Source organism: Kluyvera fluvialis (genome assembly GCF_059725275.1).
The window spans coordinates 4109405-4126053 of sequence record NZ_AP046142.1 but is presented as its reverse complement, the minus strand read 5'-3'; the positions used below and the strand labels follow the sequence as shown (position 1 = coordinate 4126053).

12 protein-coding genes and 1 pseudogene are annotated in these 16649 nt (G+C 55.1%); 4 read left to right on the top strand and 9 right to left on the bottom strand.

Annotation, left to right across the window (positions count from 1 at the left end):
* Positions 1-15 precede the first annotated feature (15 nt).
* The 3 genes and pseudogenes from kefF to folA all read left to right on the top strand — a co-directional run bounded on the left by kefF (position 16) and on the right by folA (position 2567).
* Complete coding sequence (gene kefF / locus AC6I4B_RS19515; protein ID WP_497767529.1) at positions 16-549, top strand: glutathione-regulated potassium-efflux system oxidoreductase KefF; 534 nt, start codon at positions 16-18, stop codon at positions 547-549.
* A pseudogene (locus tag AC6I4B_RS19510) lies at positions 542-1931 on the top strand (cation:proton antiporter domain-containing protein). Before kefF ends, AC6I4B_RS19510 begins: the two are co-directional and overlap by 8 nt.
* Positions 1932-2087: 156 nt before the next feature.
* Positions 2088-2567: a type 3 dihydrofolate reductase gene (gene folA, locus AC6I4B_RS19505; protein WP_497767527.1), complete on the top strand. Its 480-nt coding sequence runs from the start codon at positions 2088-2090 to the stop codon at positions 2565-2567.
* Positions 2568-2651: 84 nt separating this feature from the next.
* On the opposite strand, the gene apaH is transcribed toward folA, so the two are convergent.
* From apaH to lptD, 6 genes are read right to left on the bottom strand one after another with little or no spacing between them, the layout of a single operon-like run.
* Positions 2652-3500, bottom strand: coding sequence for a bis(5'-nucleosyl)-tetraphosphatase (symmetrical) ApaH (gene apaH / locus AC6I4B_RS19500; protein WP_497767526.1), 849 nt, complete (start codon positions 3498-3500; stop codon positions 2652-2654).
* 2 nt (positions 3501-3502) lie between these two features.
* Positions 3503-3880 (bottom strand): Co2+/Mg2+ efflux facilitator ApaG/CorD, encoded by a 378-nt coding sequence (gene apaG, locus AC6I4B_RS19495; protein ID WP_497767524.1) that lies wholly within the window; start codon positions 3878-3880, stop codon positions 3503-3505.
* 3 nt (positions 3881-3883) lie between these two features.
* Entirely contained in the window at positions 3884-4705 is an 822-nt protein-coding gene (rsmA, locus tag AC6I4B_RS19490) for a 16S rRNA (adenine(1518)-N(6)/adenine(1519)-N(6))-dimethyltransferase RsmA (protein ID WP_497767523.1), read from the bottom strand.
* Positions 4698-5690: a 4-hydroxythreonine-4-phosphate dehydrogenase PdxA gene (pdxA, locus tag AC6I4B_RS19485; RefSeq protein WP_497767521.1), complete on the bottom strand. Its 993-nt coding sequence runs from the start codon at positions 5688-5690 to the stop codon at positions 4698-4700. Before pdxA ends, rsmA begins: the two co-directional genes overlap by 8 nt.
* Positions 5690-6976: a peptidylprolyl isomerase SurA gene (gene surA, locus AC6I4B_RS19480; RefSeq protein ID WP_497767519.1), complete on the bottom strand. Its 1287-nt coding sequence runs from the start codon at positions 6974-6976 to the stop codon at positions 5690-5692. Before surA ends, pdxA begins: the two co-directional genes overlap by 1 nt.
* Before the next feature lie 53 nt (positions 6977-7029).
* Positions 7030-9387, bottom strand: coding sequence for an LPS assembly protein LptD (gene lptD, locus AC6I4B_RS19475; RefSeq protein WP_497767518.1), 2358 nt, complete (start codon positions 9385-9387; stop codon positions 7030-7032).
* A gap of 183 nt (positions 9388-9570) precedes the next feature.
* On the opposite strand from lptD, the gene djlA reads away from it, so the two are divergent.
* The gene (djlA, locus tag AC6I4B_RS19470) at positions 9571-10386 is read left to right on the top strand and encodes a co-chaperone DjlA (protein WP_497767516.1); all 816 of its coding nucleotides are present in this window, start codon (positions 9571-9573) and stop codon (positions 10384-10386) included.
* 137 nt (positions 10387-10523) lie between these two features.
* Here the strand turns inward: djlA and rluA are convergent, their stop codons facing one another.
* The 3 genes from rluA to polB all read right to left on the bottom strand — a co-directional run bounded on the left by rluA (position 10524) and on the right by polB (position 16589).
* On the bottom strand, positions 10524-11183 hold the full coding sequence (gene rluA / locus AC6I4B_RS19465) for a bifunctional tRNA pseudouridine(32) synthase/23S rRNA pseudouridine(746) synthase RluA (RefSeq protein WP_497767514.1): 660 nt from the start codon (positions 11181-11183) through the stop codon (positions 10524-10526).
* Positions 11184-11194: 11 nt separating this feature from the next.
* Positions 11195-14101 carry an RNA polymerase-associated protein RapA gene (gene rapA / locus AC6I4B_RS19460; protein WP_497767512.1) on the bottom strand — a complete coding sequence of 969 codons (2907 nt, stop codon included), beginning with the start codon at positions 14099-14101 and terminating at the stop codon, positions 11195-11197.
* A 130-nt stretch (positions 14102-14231) separates the two neighbouring features.
* Positions 14232-16589 carry a DNA polymerase II gene (gene polB, locus AC6I4B_RS19455; RefSeq protein ID WP_497767511.1) on the bottom strand — a complete coding sequence of 786 codons (2358 nt, stop codon included), beginning with the start codon at positions 16587-16589 and terminating at the stop codon, positions 14232-14234.
* Positions 16590-16649: the final 60 nt, after the last annotated feature.

Genomic DNA, 16649 nt, shown 5'->3' with positions numbered 1-16649 from the left:
TAAGACAGGCTAATCATGATTCTGATTATTTATGCGCATCCTTATCCGCATCATTCTCATGCGAATAAGCGAATGCTTGAGCAGGTAAGGACGCTCGATGAAGTGGAAGTCCGTTCTCTCTATCACCTTTATCCCGACTTTAATATTGATATTGCCGCTGAGCAGGAGGCGCTGTCTCGCGCTGACCTGATTATTTTGCAGCATCCGATGCAATGGTACAGCACGCCGCCGCTGCTCAAACTGTGGCTGGATAAAGTGCTGTCGCACGGCTGGGCATATGGCCACGGTGGCACAGCGCTGCACGGTAAGAGCGTGATGTGGGCGGTGACGACCGGCGGTGGCGAAAGCCATTTCGAGATTGGATCGCATCCGGGGTTTGAGGTGCTAGGGCAGCCGCTGGAGGCGACCACCATTTATTGCGGCATGAAATGGTTGCCGCCGTTTGCCGTGCACTGCACGTTTATCTGCGATGAAGAGACGCTACAGGCGCAGGCGCGGCACTACAAACAGCGCCTGCTGGCCTGGCTGGAGGAGCACAACAATGGATAGCCATACGCTAATACAGGCGCTGATTTATCTGGGTTCAGCGGCGCTGATTGTGCCTATCGCGGTACGGCTGGGGCTGGGATCTGTGCTGGGGTATTTGATAGCGGGCTGCATTATCGGCCCGTGGGGGCTGCGGTTAGTCACCGATGCCGAAGCCATTTTGCATTTCGCGGAAATCGGCGTCGTGCTGATGCTGTTTGTCATCGGCCTGGAGCTTGACCCGCAGCGGCTATGGAAGCTGCGCGCCTCGGTGTTTGGCGGGGGTTCTGCTGGCAAGCTCTGAATATCGCCACGCGCTGGAAAGCGATATCGAACCATTTAAGGGCTTGCTGTTGGGGCTGTTTTTTATCGGCGTGGGGATGTCTATCGACTTCGGCACGCTGATTCACAACCCGCTGCGTATTATCACGCTGCTGGTCGGTTTCCTGGTCATTAAATCGGTCATGCTGTGGCTGATTGCCAAACCCTTGCAGGTTCCGCGCTCGCAGCGCCGTTGGTTTGCGGTGCTGTTGGGGCAGGGGAGTGAGTTTGCGTTTGTGGTCTTTGGCGCAGCGCAGATGGCTAACGTGCTGGATGCTGAGTGGGCGAAAGCGCTAACGCTGGCGGTGGCACTGTCGATGGCGGCAACGCCAATTCTGCTGGTGTTGCTGACGCGCCTGGAGAAACAGGCCAGCGCCGGTAATACTCGTGAGGCCGATGAAATTGATGAAGAACAGCCGCGAGTGATTATTGCGGGCTTCGGGCGTTTTGGTCAGATTGCCGGTCGTTTACTGCTTTCCAGTGGGGTTAAGATGGTGATTCTTGATTATGATCCAGACCACGTTGATACGCTGCGTAAATTCGATATGAAGGTCTTTTACGGCGATGCCACCCGAGCCGATTTACTGGAGTCAGCCGGGGCAGAAAAAGCGGAAGTTTTGATTAACGCGATTGATGATCCGCAGGCGAGCCTTCAGCTTACCGAATTAGCAAAAGAGCATTTCCCGCATTTGACGGTGATTGCCCGCGCCCGTGATGTTGAACACTATATTCAGCTACGCCAGGCGGGAGTCACCGCACCGGAGCGTGAAACCTTTGAAGCGGCGCTGAAATCCGGACGTTTGGCGCTGGAGTCATTAGGGCTGGGAGCCTACGAGGCCCGCGAGCGCGCTGACCTGTTCCGTCGTTTTAATATTCAACTGATGGAGGAGATGGTCACGATGGCCGAGAACGATGCCTCCTCGCGGGCGGCGGCGTTTAAGCGTACTAGCGCGATGCTGACGGAGATCATCAATGAAGACCGTAATCACTTGTCAGTGATTCAGCGACATGGCTGGCAGGGCACGGAAGAGGGGAAACACAGCGGTAACCCAGAAGATGAGCCAGAAGTAAAGCCGTCGCTATGACATCTGTATGAGGTGTAATGCTGGCTGTCCACGTTGTCTGCGCGGACTTGCCAGCAAATCTGTAAATTTTATTCTTCTTTACCTGACCGCCTGTCGACGAAAGATTATGCTTTCCGTATAGTGGCGACAATTTTTTTCGTATTTGGGACACACTCAATGATCAGTCTGATTGCTGCGCTTGCAGTAGATCGCGTCATCGGCATGGAAAACGCGATGCCGTGGGATTTACCCGCCGATCTCGCCTGGTTTAAACGTAACACGTTAAATAAACCTGTCGTGATGGGCCGCCTAACCTGGGAGTCTATTGGTCGCCCGTTACCTGGGCGTAAGAATATCGTCATTAGCAGCAAACCAGGCACTGACGATCGCGTACAGTGGGTTAAATCTGTCGATGAAGCCATTGCTGCCTGCGGCGATGCTGAAGAAATTATGGTGATTGGCGGTGGTCGCGTGTACGAGCAGTTCCTGCCGAAAGCGCAAAAACTGTACCTGACCCATATTGATGCAGAAGTGGAAGGCGACACCCATTTCCCGGATTACGACCCGGATCAGTGGGAATCTGTATTCAGTGAATTCCACGACGCAGATGAGCAAAACTCGCATAGCTACTGCTTTGAAGTTTTAGAGCGTCGTTAACCGCGTGCCGAATGGCAGTTTCGCTTACCCGCCTGTACGAGTGTAAATATAAGGCGGGAAGCGAAGCGCCCCCGCCTTATCGCATTATGATGCCGACGCGTTACCTTGACTCGGCGTAATATGACGAGTGGAGGGCTGCGTAAAGTACTGCTGGTCTTCCCAGCGCAGACAGGTTAGCTCACCACCCCAACAGCAGCCCGTATCCAGCGCGTAAATCCCCTTCGGTGTCCCTTTCCCTTCTAACGATGCCCAGTGACCAAAGGCCACGTTGTACTCGTCGGTAATCGGCCCAGGCAGCATAAACCACGGCTTAAGTGGTGCAGAGACGTTTTCCGGCGACTCTTTGCTGTACATATCTAACTGACCGTTCGGGAAGCAATAGCGCATACGGGTAAATGCGTTGGTGATAAAACGCAGGCGCGCCAGGCCACTCAGCTCCGGTGACCAGTTATTCGGCATATCGCCGTACATCGCATCAAGGAAGAACGGATAGGAATCGCTGGACAGCACCGCTTCAACATCGCGCGCGCACTGTTTTGCTGTTTCTATATCCCATTGCGGAGTGACGCCCGCGTGGGTCATCACCAGCTTTTTGTCTTCATCAACCTGCATCAGCGGCTGACGACGTAGCCAGTTGAGCAACTCGTCGGCGTCTGGCGCGTCGAGCAGCGGGTTGAGCTTGTCTTTCGGCTTGTTGCGGCTAATGCCAGCAAAAACCGCCAGCAGGTGCAGGTCATGGTTGCCCAGCACGATTTTAACGTTATCGCCCAGAGATTTGACGTAACGCAGCACTTCCAGCGAGCCGGGGCCGCGCGCAACCAAATCACCGGTTAACCACAGGGTATCAACGCCAGGCGTGAACTCCACCTGTTGTAAAAGGGCGATCAACTCATCAAAGCAACCGTGAATGTCGCCAATAAGGTATGTAGACATGTTTAGTGAATCAGCGTGGGAACAGAGAGACGGAAAACGGGAACGTCGATGGAGAACGGCACGCCGTCGATATCGACCATATCATAGTGGCCCTGCATAGTGCCGAGTGGGGTTTCCAGCACGGCACCGCTGGTGTACTGATATTCGCCACCGGGAGCGATATGCGGCTGAACGCCAACCACACCCTCTCCCTGAACTTCAGTTTCACGGCCGTGACCGTTAGTGATTATCCAATAACGGCCCAGAAGCTGAACCGCGCTTCGCCCGAGGTTGCGAATGGTGACCGTATAAGCGAAGACATAACGATCGTCTTCCGGCTGGGAGTGCGTCTCAATGTAGACGCTCTGTACCTGTACGCAAACTCGTGGCGAATCGATCATGGTTTAGCTCTCCTTCGAGGGCGCATTCTCTGACAGATAGTTAGCCATCTGGCAGTATTGCGCAACAGAGATATTTTCTGCTCGCATCGTTGGGTCAATACCCAGCTCCGTTAACACCTCAACGCTGAACAGATTGCCAAGGCTGTTACGAATGGTCTTACGACGTTGGTTAAACGCTTCGGTCGTAATACGGCTCAACACGCGAACATCTTTGACCGGGTACGGCTTAGTGGTGTGAGGAACCAGACGTACCACGGCAGAATCTACTTTTGGTGGTGGTGTGAAAGCGCTTGGCGGCACTTCAAGAACCGGAATCACGTTGCAATAGTATTGCGCCATAACGGTCAGACGACCATAGGCTTTACTGTTTGGCCCGGCAACCAGACGGTTAACCACCTCTTTTTGCAGCATGAAATGCATGTCTGCAATGGCATTAGTATAGCTAAACAGATGGAACATCAGCGGCGTGGAGATGTTGTACGGCAGGTTGCCGAACACACGCAGCGGCTGACCGAGTGTCTGAGACAGCTCGCCAAAGTTCATGGTCATGGCATCCTGCTGATAGATAGTCAGCTTCGGCCCCAGGAACGGGTGGGTTTTCAGACGAGCCGCCAGATCGCGGTCAAGTTCGATAACGGTCATTTCGTCAAGACGTTCGCCGACCGGTTCGGTCAGTGCGGCGAGACCTGGGCCGATTTCAACCATGGCCTGGCCTTTTTGCGGGTTAATCGCCGAAACAATACTGTCGATCACGAATTGATCGTTGAGAAAGTTTTGCCCGAAGCGTTTTCGGGCTAAGTGGCCCTGATGGACTCGATTATTCATTAGAGTTAACAATCATTTTGATGGCGAGATTAAGCGCCGTAATAAAACTGCCGACATCCGCTTTCCCCTGGCCTGCCAGTTCAAGGGCTGTGCCGTGGTCAACGGAAGTGCGAATAAAAGGTAAACCGAGCGTAATGTTCACGCCACGGCCAAAGCCCTGGTATTTTAGCACGGGTAGGCCCTGATCGTGGTACATTGCCAGCACGGCATCGGCATGGTCAAGATACTTCGCTTGAAAAAGGGTATCGGCAGGCAGCGGCCCGCTCAGATTCATCCCTTTCGCCCGCATCTCTTCCAGTACCGGAATAATGGTATCTATCTCTTCCGTCCCCATGTGCCCGCCTTCGCCCGCATGAGGGTTCAGGCCGCAGACCAGTACGTGAGGATGAGCAAGGCCAAATTTGTTCTGCAAATCGGTATGCAGAATAGTGATCACTTCCCGCAGCAGGTCAGGCGTAATGGCATCACTCACCGCTTTGAGCGGCAGATGCGTCGTCGCCAGTGCGACGCGCAGTTCTTCGGTCGCCAGCATCATCACCACTTTAGGCGCGCCTGAACGTTCCTCAAAGAACTCGGTGTGGCCGGTAAACGGTACGCCAGCATCGTTGATGATGCCTTTGTGCACCGGCCCGGTGACGAGTGCGGCAAATTCACCGCTGAGGCAACCATCGCAAGCGCGAGCGAGCGTTTCGACCACATAGCGACCATTTTCAACGTTCAGTTCACCCAGCGTAACAGCAGCACACAGCTCGACAGGCAGCAGCGTCAGTGTGCCCGCGCGTTGGGGCATTGCCGGGGTTTCGGCTGAATACGGTAAAAGCGTGAGGGGGAGGCCGAGCAGTGTCGCTCGCTCACTCAGCAGGCGACCGTCAGCGCAAACGACCAGTTCGAGCGGCCAGTCGCGCTGGGCCAGTTGGATAACGAGATCTGGACCAATCCCGGCGGGTTCGCCGGGAGTGATAACGACACGAGCGTGTTGAGTCATTAGTTGCTCAGAATTTTAACATAGGCGCTGGCGCGCTGTTCCTGCATCCAGGTGGCCGCTTCTTCGGAGAACTTACGGTTCATCAGCATACGATAAGCTCTGTCTTTCTGTGCGGCGTCGGTACGGTCAACGTTGCGGGTATCCAGCAACTGAATCAAATGCCAGCCGAAAGAGGAGTGAATCGGGGCACTGATCTGGCCCTTGTTCAGCTTCATCAGCGCATCGCGGAACGATGGATCGTAGATATCCGGGGTCGCCCAGCCTAAATCACCGCCCTGGTTAGCAGAACCTGGGTCTTGAGACAGCTCTTTTGCCGCTTTCTCGAAGGTGGTTTTGCCGCTGCGGATATCTGCCGCAACCTGTTCCAGTTTGGCACGGGCCTGATCGTCAGTCATGATTGGCGACGGCTTGAGCAGGATGTGACGAGCGTGCGTTTCGGTAACCGAGATATTCTGAGTCTGGCCGCGCATGTCGTTGATTTTCAGAATATGGAAGCCAACGCCGGAGCGGATTGGCCCAACGATATCGCCTTTTTTCGCCGTGCTCAGCGCCTGGGCAAAGATTGCCGGCAGTTCCTGAATACGGCCCCAGCCCATCTGGCCGCCTTTCAGCGCCTGTTGGTCTGCGGAGTAGGTGATGGCCAGTTTACCGAAGTCCGCGCCGTTACGCGCCTGGTCAACGATAGACTCTGCCTGGCTTTGCGCTTCGTTCACCTGGTCGGAGGTTGGGTTTTCCGGCAGCGGAACCAGAATGTGGCTGAGGTTTAGCTCAGTGCTGGCATCGTTCTGATTGCCAATCTGGTTCGCCAGCGCGTCAACTTCCTGCGGCAGCACGGTAATGCGGCGGCGCACTTCATTGTTACGCACTTCAGAAATCAGCATTTCTTTGCGGATCTGGTTGCGATAGGTGTTGTAGTTCATCCCATCGTAGGCCAGACGGCTACGCATCTGATCCATCGTGATGTTGTTCTGTTTGGCGATGTTAGCGATCGCTTGATCCAACTGTTCGTCGGAGATCTTCACGCCCATTTTCTGCCCCATTTGCAGGATAATCTGATCCATGATCAGACGCTCCAGGATCTGGTGGCGCAGGGTGGCGTCGTCCGGTAACTGCTGGCCGGCCTGGCCTGAGTTCATCTTCACGGACTGCATCAAGCCATCAACGTCGCTTTCAAGCACGACGCCGTTATTTACGACGGCTGCTACTTTATCGACAACCTGTGGGGCAGCGAAACTGGTATTCGCAACTAAGGCGATACCGAGAAGCAGCGTTTTCCAGTTCTTCATACTTTTTCCATTTCAATTAACCGCAATGCGGATGATGTGTCTAACCAGTGACATTACAGCGAGCTTTGGTACGGCATGATGTTGGAGCGCAGCATCTGCTGGGTTCCCAGACCGTAGTTAGAGCTCAGACCACGCAGCTCAATATTGAAGCCGATGGAGTTATCGTATTTCGCTTGTCCGGTCGGTGAACCGTTGTAGTCCCAACCGTTGAGTTTACGCTCGTAGCCTACGCGGATAGCGTAGCAGCAGGAGTTATACTGCACGCCCAGCATCTGGTCAGCAGCGCTGCCGGTGTTGGTGTCAAAGTAGTAAGCCCCGACCACCGACCAGCGATCGACAAGCGGCCAGCTTGCCGTTGCGCCCACCTGCGAAATCCCGTTGCGATACTGCTCAGCCGTAGAGTAGGACGGCAGCGTTGCCTGAATATATTCCGGGCTGGCGTAACGATAGGTCAACTGAACCAAACGGTCCTGATCCTGACGGTATTCAATAGCCGAGCTGCTGGTCGCGATGTTGTTCAGACGCGTGTCGTACTGTAAACCGCCGCGTAAACCCCATTGATCGCTGATGCGCCAGTAGGTATCACCTGCCCAAACCAGTGAGCCCGTTTTGTTGTCTTTCTCCCAGTTAATGTTGTCATCACCGGTACGTGACTCAGTGAAATAGTAGATTTGACCAACAGAAACATTAAAACGTTCAACGGCAGCGTCATCATAAATACGTGATGTGACACCGGTCGTTATCTGGTTTGCCGATGCAATACGGTCAAGGCCGCTGTAGCTACGGTCACGGAACAGGCCGGAATAGTCAGATTGCAGGAACGTGGAGTCGTAGTTATTGATTTTGCTCTGGTCGCGGTACGGCACGTACAGATACTGCATACGTGGTTCCAGCGTTTGGGTATAACCTGGCGACAGCACCATATCGCGCTCAAAGATCAACTTACCGTCAATCTTCAACTGCGGCATTGTACGGTTAACCGAGCTTGCCAGTTGGGTGGTATTGCTCGAATTGTAGCTGTCGAGGTTTGTCTGGTCGTAATGGGTCGCCAGCAGTTTCGCTTCGGTATTGAGGCTACCCCAGCGGTTGCCTAACGGCAGGCTGATGGTCGGCTCCATGTGGACACGTGTGGCTTCTGGCATGGAGTCGTTACTGTTGACGAATTTCACCGCCTGCGCATAAAGATGCGTGTCGAACGGGCCGACATCATTCTGGTAGGCGTTAATATCCAACTGTGGCTGAGCAGCATAAGAGTTGCTGTTCGCACGGTCGAAGACCTGGAACTGTTTGGTCGATACGGTGGCATCGAAGTTTTGCACCGCATAGCCGAAGCTCAGCTTCTGCGTGGCGTAACCATCGGTACTGGAGCCGTATTTCGAACTGAAATCGTTAAAGTAATCGGGATCGCTCACTTTGGTGAAGTCGGCGTTGAAACGCCACACTTGATCCATTACCCCGGCATGACGCCAGTAGAACAACCAGCGACGGCTATTTTCGTCATTTGGATGGTCTTTCGAGTAGACGTTATCGGAAGGCAGATAGTCCAGCTCGAACAAGCCTTGACCGAACTGCGACAGATAGCGGAATTCGTTTTCCCACATCACACCGCCACGCTTATCCATATAATGCGGCGTCAGCGTCGCATCCATATTTGGCGCGATGTTCCAGTAATACGGCAGTGAAAACTCGAAGTGGTTCGAGGTTCCGTACTTGGCGTTCGGGATAAGGAAACCGGAGCGGCGTTTATCACCGACTGGAAGCTGTAAATAAGGGCTATAGAACACCGGAACTGGGCCAAGCTTGAAGCGGGCGTTCCAGATTTCTGCCACCTGTTCTTCGCGGTCGTGGATAACTTCGCTACCCACCACGCTCCAGGTGTTAGAGCCTGGCAAACAGGAGGTAAACGTGCCGTTTTCCAGAATGGTGTAGCGGTTTTCGCCGCGCTGCTTCATGACATCCGCAGTACCTCGGCCCTGACGACCCACCATTTGGTAGTCGCCTTTCCAGACGTTGGTATCTTTGGTGTTCAGGTTTGACCAGGCTTTTGGCCCCTTGAGGATAACCTGGTTATCGTCATAGTGGACGTTACCCAATGCATCGACGGTGCGCACCGGTGCGGGCTGGCCTTCCGGCTGTTTTTGATGAAGCTGAACTTCATCGGCCTGCAAGCGGCTGTTACCCTGATTAATATCGACATTACCGCTGAATACAGCGTTATCAGGATAGTTACCATCGGCGTGATCGGCGGTAATCGTTACAGGTTGCTCATTAGTTTTACCATCGACTAATGGGCGATCGTAACTTGGAACGCCAAGCATACATTGCGATGCAAGATCTGCAGCCATTCCCTGCTGGCTGTACAAGGCGCTGGCGATCATGGTCGCGAGGAGAGTGGGAATACGTTTTTTCATACGTTGTATTTGTTGTTCCGTCATCTATAGCATTGCGGCTTGCAAACGGTCAGAGACTAACGTACTCATCGTGATGACGCTAGTTTTATCCTGTCCGTTCTCGCCAGAGGTGTTATGCACGGCATTGAATGACAGGTATGATAATGCATATTTTAGCCGCTGGCATGACGATTTGGGGAGTATATGCAGTATTGGGGAAAAGTGATTGGTGTGGCCGTTGCCCTAATAATGGGCGGAGGGTTTTGGGGCGTAGTCCTCGGGCTGCTCGTTGGCCACATGTTTGATAAGGCGCGAAGTCGTCGCATGAACTGGTTTGCGAACCAGCAACAGCGGCAGTCGCTATTTTTTGCCACCACCTTTGAGGTGATGGGCCACCTGACCAAATCGAAAGGACGTGTCACGGAAGCGGATATCCAGGTTGCCAGTGTGTTGATGGATCGCATGAACCTGCACGGTGAGTCTCGCACCGCCGCACAGCAGGCGTTTCGCGTGGGTAAATCTGATAATTACCCGTTGCGCGAAAAAATGCGTCAGTTCCGTAGCGTGTGCTTCGGGCGTTTTGATCTGATCCGGATGTTTCTTGAAATCCAGATTCAGGCGGCGTTTGCCGACGGCTCTTTGCACCCGAACGAACGCGATGTGCTGTATGTGATAGCTGAGGAGCTGGGAATTTCTCGTGCTCAGTTTGATCAGTTCCTGCGTATGATGCAGGGCGGCGCGCAGTTTGGCGGCGGTTATCAGCAGCAGTCTCAGGGCGGCGGCTGGCAGCAGGCGCAGCGTGGGCCTACGCTTGAAGATGCGTGTAATGTGCTTGGTGTGAAAACGTCTGACGATGCCACGACCATCAAGCGCGCTTACCGTAAGCTGATGAGCGAGCATCACCCGGATAAACTGGTCGCAAAAGGGTTGCCGCCGGAGATGATGGAAATGGCGAAGCAAAAAGCGCAGGAAATTCAGAAAGCGTACGAGCTGATTAAAGAGCAGAAAGGGTTTAAGTAAAGTGGCAGTGGATGCCTGATGGCGCGTTGCTTATCAGGCCTACAATGAACATCCACCCGTAGGCCCGATAAGGCGGCAACCCCGCCGCTCAAGCCCCGTAGGCCGGATAAGGCGTTAGCCGCCATCCGGCATTGCTATCAGAAATCGACCGGTGCTTTAAAGGTCATGCTATTGCCAAACTCAGGATGAGTAATGGTCAGCGTCTCGGCATGTAGCTGCAAACGCGGAGCCATCGCCAGCGCCTCGGCGTGAGCGTAGAAACGATCGCCGAGAATCGGATGCCCCAGCGCCAGCATATGCACGCGTAGCTGGTGCGAACGGCCGGTAATCGGCTTGAGCTTCACGCGCGCGGTATTATCCGCCGCATACTCCAGCACCTCATACTCGGTCTGCGCCGCCTTGCCGGTTTCATAACACACCTTCTGCTTAGGCCGATTCGGCCAGTCGCAAATCAGCGGTAAATCCACCAAACCTTCTTCCGGCTGCGGGTGACCCCACACACGAGCCACATACTGCTTTTTCGGCTCGCGTTCGCGGAACTGGCGCTTAAGCTCGCGTTCTGCCGCTTTGGTCAGGGCCACTACAATCACGCCGCTGGTCGCCATATCGAGGCGATGAACGGACTCCGCCTGCGGATAGTCACGCTGAACGCGCGTCATAATGCTGTCTTTATGCTCTTCCTGACGGCCCGGTACGGACAACAAGCCGCTCGGCTTGTTGACCACCATAATGTGCTCATCCTGATAGAGAATAACCAGCCACGGATCCTGCGGCGGGTGGTAGTTTTCCATGCCCATAGCGGCTCCTGTTACTGATGGGTGACGACAATAAGACGCAGCGCGTCCAGACGCCAGCCCGCTTGCGACAGGCTTTCCATCACCTGCTGGCGGTTGCTTTCAATCGCGCTGAGTTCATCATCGCGAATGTTCGGGTTCACCGCTTTCAGTGCTTCCAGGCGCGACAGCTCTGCGCTGAGTTTGTCATCGGCTTCTTCGCGAGCGGCAGCAATCAACGCCTGCGCGGCTTTCTCAATCTGACCTTCGCCCAGTTGCAGAATCGCGTGAACGTCCTGCTGCACCGCGTTCACCAGTTTGCTACCGGTGTGGCGGTTCACCGCGCTAAGCTGGCGGTTGAAGGTTTCAAACTCAACCTGTGCGGCAAGGTTAGTGCCGTTTTTATCCAGCAGCATACGTACCGGCGTTGGCGGCAGGAAACGGTTGAGCTGAAGCTGTTTCGGCGCGTTGGCTTCCACCACGTAGATAAGCTCCAGCAGCAGAGTACCGACCGGCAGCGCCTTGTTTTTCAGCAGTGAAATGGTGCTGCTACCGGTATCACCGGAGAGAATCAAATCCAGGCCGTTGTGAATCAGCGGGTGTTCCCAGGTCAGGAACTGCGCATCTTCACGCGACAGCGCCACGTCACGCTCGAAGGTGACGGTGCAACCATCTTCTGGCAGGCCAGGGAAATCGGGCACCAGCATATGGTCAGACGGCGTCAGCACAATCAGGTTCTCACCGCGATCGTCCTGGTTGATACCGACGATATCAAACAGGTTCATCGCGAAGGCGATAAGGTTAGTGTCGTCGTCCTGTTCTTCAATGCTTTCCGCCAGCGCCTGCGCTTTCTCGCCGCCGTTGGAGTGGATCTCCAGCAGACGGTCGCGGCCCTGTTCCAGTTGCGCTTTCAGCGCATCGTGTTGTTCGCGGCATTTCTTGATCAGGTCGTCAAAGCCGTCGGTGTTTTCTGGCGCGGCTAAATAGTTAATCAGCTCGCTGTGCACACTGTCATAGATGGTACGGCCGGTCGGGCAGGTATGCTCGAACGCGTCCAGACCTTCATGGAACCAGCGCACCAGCACCGATTGCGCGGTACGTTCCAGATAAGGGACGTGAATCTGAATATCGTGCGCCTGGCCGATACGATCCAGACGGCCGATGCGCTGTTCTAACAGATCCGGGTTGAACGGCAGATCGAACATCACCATGTTGCTGGCGAACTGGAAGTTACGGCCTTCAGAACCGATTTCCGAGCACAGCAGCACCTGCGCACCGCTGTCTTCTTCACCGAACCACGCGGCAGCGCGGTCACGTTCAATAATCGACATCCCTTCGTGGAACACCGCCGCGCGGATACCTTCGCGCTCGCGCAGTACCTGCTCCAGTTGGAGCGCGGTGGCGGCTTTGGCGCAAATCACCAGCACTTTCTGCGAGCGGTGGCTGGTCAGGTAGCCCATCAGCCATTCTACGCGCGGGTCGAAGTTCCACCAGGTGCCGGTATCGCCTTCAAATTCTTGATAAATCTGCTCTGGGTAGAGCATGTCGCGAGCGCGATCTTCCGCACTTTTGCGCGCGCCCATAATGCCGGACACTTTAATCGCCGTTTGATACTGGGTCGGCAGCGGCAGCTTGATGGTGTGCAGCTCGCGTTTCGGGAAACCTTTCACGCCGTTACGGGTGTTACGGAACAGCACGCGGCTAGTGCCGTGGCGATCCATCAACATGCTGATCAGTTCCTGACGCGCGGCGTCTGCGCCATCGCGATCGCTGTTCGCGGTTTGCAGCAGCGCTTCGATGTCCTGCTCGCCAATCAGTTCGCCGAGCATGTTTAACTCGTCGTTGCTTAACTTATTGCCTGCCAGCAACAGCGCTACCGCATCGGCCACCGGACGGTAGTTTTTCTGTTCTTCAACAAACTGCTCGAAATCGTGGAAGCGGTTCGGGTCGAGCAAGCGCAGACGCGCAAAGTGGCTCTCCATTCCCAGTTGTTCCGGCGTTGCGGTCAGCAACAGTACGCCCGGCACACGTTCGGCCAGTTGTTCAATAGCCAGATATTCGCGGCTCGGCGCATCTTCGCTCCACACCAGGTGGTGCGCTTCATCGACCACCATCAGATCCCATTCGGCATCACACAGGTGTTCGAGGCGTTGCTTACTGCGGCGCACGAAATCGAGCGAGCAGATAACCAGTTGTTCGGTTTCAAACGGGTTATAGGCGTCGTGCTGGGCTTCGGCGTAGCGCTCATCGTCAAACAGCGCAAAGCGCAGGTTGAAGCGGCGCAGCATTTCAACCAGCCATTGGTGTTGCAGGGTTTCAGGAACCACAATCAGCACACGCTGTGCCGCACCAGAGAGCAACTGTTGGTGCAGGATCATCCCCGCTTCAATGGTTTTACCCAGGCCTACTTCATCCGCCAGCAGGACGCGCGGCGCGTGACGACGACCCACATCATGGGCGATGTTGAGCTGGTGTGGGATCAGGCTGGTACGCTGGCCGCGCAGGCCGCTGTACGGCATACGATATTGTTCGCTTTGATATTTACGCGCGCGGTAGCGCAGGGCAAAACGATCCATACGGTCGATTTGCCCGGCAAAAAGGCGGTCTTGCGGTTTGCTGAACACCAGCTTGCTGTCGAGCAGCACTTCACGCAGTTCGACGTTTTCTTCTTCGGTGTCCAGGCGAGTGCCAATGTAGGCCAGCAGACCATTTTCTTCTTTTACTTCATCAACGTGCAACTGCCAGCCTTCGTGGCTTGTAATCGTGTCGCCGGGATTGAACATAACGCGGGTTACGGGGGAGTCACTTCGGGCATACAGACGGTTCTCTCCGGTTGCCGGAAAGAGCAGAGTGACGGTGCGTGCATCCATTGCAACTACAGTACCAAGTCCCAGTTCGCTTTCTGTATCGCTGATCCAACGCTGACCAAGTGTAAAAGGCATATGTGTTCGGCTCTATCTTTAATAAATTGCAGGCAATATCCAGCCACCACCTGAAAGTAGGCGGCGAGTGAATGAGGTCCAGGAATGGAAAGGGCGCTATGGTACTGGATGGCGAGACGTTAGTCACCTGTCAAAATAGACCCAGTTGCCCTGTCACTATTGTAGCAAAATCATCGTCAACAAAGGGGAGAATTCCTTCGGCGACGGGGGCTAATTGTTTGGTCAGATAGTGATCATAATCGAGCGGTGATTGCTGATAGGCCTGTGGTTCAGGGCCATTGGTTGTCCAGACGTATTTAATGCTACCACGCTGCTGATACTGCTGCGGGCGGCCTAATTTGACATTGTGTTCATCCGCCAGCCGGGCGGCACGCACATGCGGCGGGATATTGCGCTGATACTCCGCCAGCGGGCGGCGTAGCTGTTTACGGTAAACCAGTTGCTCGTCCAGTTCACCAGCCATCAGTTTATCAATGGTTTCGCGAATATAGTCCCGATACGGTTGGTTACGAAAAATACGTAAATAGAGCGCCTGTTGGAACTGCTGCGCCAGCGGCGTCCAGTCGGTACGCACGGTTTCCAGGCCTTTAAACAACATTCGCTGCTCGTTACCGTCTTGAATCATTCCGGCATACCGTTTTTTGCTGCCCGTATCGGCCCCGCGAATGGTTGGCATCAGGAAACGGCAAAAATGGGTTTCAAACTCCAGTTCCAGCGCGCTGGTGAGGCCGCTTTTGCCCAGCTCATCGGCCCACCACTGGTTGACAAAAGCCACCAGAGAGCGGCCAATTGCGGCGGCGTCTTCCTCGCTGTGAGCGCGTTTGAGCCATACGAAGGTGGAGTCGGTATCGCCGTAAATCACGTCATAACCCTGTGACTCAATCAGCGCTTTGGTCTGGCGCATAATCGCATGGCCGCGCATGGTGATTGACGAGGCCAGGCGAGGATCGAAAAAGCGGCAGGCGCTCGTCCCCAGTACGCCGTAAAAGGCGTTCATGATGATTTTCAGCGCTTGCGACAGCGGCTTGTTGTTATGCCGTTTGGCTTCATCACGCGCGTGCCAGATTTGGCTGACGATTCCTGGCAAGCAGTGTTTATCGCGCGAGAACCACGCGCCGAGAAAACCTTCGGTGCTGTACTGCTGTTCGGGGTGTGCCATGCCTTCAATCAAGCCAACCGGGTCTATCAGGAACGAGCGAATAATCGATGGATACAGGCTTTTGTAGTCGAGCACCAGCACCGAGTCGTACAGGCCAGGGCGCGAGTCCATTACATAGCCGCCGGGGCTGGCCTGTGGCGGCACTTCGCCAAGATTCGGCGCGACATAGCCCAGGCGATGCATTCGTGGAAAATAGAGATGACCAAAGGCAGCGACCGAGCCACCGTGTCGGTCAACCGCCAGGCCGTTGACCGTGGCGCGCTCCAGCAGAAATGGCATGATTTCTGTTTTGTGGAAAATGCGCGTAACCAGCTCGCAGTCTTTCAGGTTATAGGTGGCGAGTGCGGGCTTATCTTCGGCGAAACGGCGGTCAATTTCGTCCATCCTGTCCCACGGGTTATCAATCGCTTTCCCTTCGCCCAGCAGTTCACGCGCGACATTCTCCAGCGAAAAAGAGGAGAAATTCCAGAAAGCGGATTTCAGCGCCTCAATACCGTCAATTATCAACCGTCCGGCGGCTTGCGCGAAAAACACGCCGTTCTTGAAACCGTGCTCGCGCCACTCCAGCTCGCTATTGCCACGCCCCAGCATTAGCGGCACACGATAACGCTCGGCGCTTTTTTGCAACACGCGCAAATCGAACTGCACCACGTTCCAGCCTATCAGCACATCGGGGTCATGTTCGGCGAACCAGGCGTTGAGTTTTTCCAGCAGCAGCGGGCGGCTGGCAACGTATTCGAGGTGAAAATCGACCTGCGGCGGCTGTGCCGGTGGAGAGCCTAGCATATACACGGTGCGCTGTCCGCAGCCTTCAAGGCCAATGCAGTACAGCTCGCCGTGGCGGCTGGTTTCGATATCCAGCGATACCCATTTCAGCGGCGGTCGATAATCTGGGTTGGGTTTCATCCGCGCGTTATACAACGTCGCGCCGCGCAGCTCGCCTTCGACCCACACCGGGGCGGTGATAAAGCGCTCCATCAGATAACGTTCTGGCGGGCGAATATCGGCTTCATAAACCGTAATACCGTTTTCCCGCAGCCGTTTTTCCAGCCGCATAAGCTGGCGATGCGCGCGACAATACAGGCCAAAAACCGGCTGGCGATGAAAATCCATGAGAGAAAGCGGCGCGAGGCGCAGGCCGTTTTCGCCTTGCAGCAGGCGCTCTACCTGGGGGCGTTGCGCTTCAGGGATAAACGCCACCGACTCCTGCGGCGGCAGCGTCACCCGCAGCGGGCCGCTGTCGGTCGCCAGCCAAAAGGCCAGCTCCGTCCCCTGCGGAGTATCCCGCCAATGGCGGGTCAGTAAAAAACCAGCTTTTGGCTGCGTCACGCGTGCTCTCACCAATAAAAAACCCGGCTTGATTATAGCCTGGTTAAATGAATTATACTG

What these genes read in the sequence shown, in the direction of transcription:
- surA (WP_497767519.1), bottom strand. Translation starts at nt 6,976, where the DNA reads ATGAAGAACTGGAAAACGCTGCTTCTCGGTATCGCCTTAGTTGCGAAT.
- pdxA (WP_497767521.1), bottom strand. Translation starts at nt 5,690, where the DNA reads ATGACTCAACACGCTCGTGTCGTTATCACTCCCGGCGAACCCGCCGGG.
- apaG (WP_497767524.1), bottom strand. Translation starts at nt 3,880, where the DNA reads ATGATCGATTCGCCACGAGTTTGCGTACAGGTACAGAGCGTCTACATT.
- rapA (WP_497767512.1), bottom strand. Translation starts at nt 14,101, where the DNA reads ATGCCTTTTACACTTGGTCAGCGTTGGATCAGCGATACAGAAAGCGAA.
- rluA (WP_497767514.1), bottom strand. Translation starts at nt 11,183, where the DNA reads ATGGGCATGGAAAACTACCACCCGCCGCAGGATCCGTGGCTGGTTATT.
- apaH (WP_497767526.1), bottom strand. Translation starts at nt 3,500, where the DNA reads ATGTCTACATACCTTATTGGCGACATTCACGGTTGCTTTGATGAGTTG.
- rsmA (WP_497767523.1), bottom strand. Translation starts at nt 4,705, where the DNA reads ATGAATAATCGAGTCCATCAGGGCCACTTAGCCCGAAAACGCTTCGGG.
- folA (WP_497767527.1), top strand. Translation starts at nt 2,088, where the DNA reads ATGATCAGTCTGATTGCTGCGCTTGCAGTAGATCGCGTCATCGGCATG.
- lptD (WP_497767518.1), bottom strand. Translation starts at nt 9,387, where the DNA reads ATGAAAAAACGTATTCCCACTCTCCTCGCGACCATGATCGCCAGCGCC.
- djlA (WP_497767516.1), top strand. Translation starts at nt 9,571, where the DNA reads ATGCAGTATTGGGGAAAAGTGATTGGTGTGGCCGTTGCCCTAATAATG.
- kefF (WP_497767529.1), top strand. Translation starts at nt 16, where the DNA reads ATGATTCTGATTATTTATGCGCATCCTTATCCGCATCATTCTCATGCG.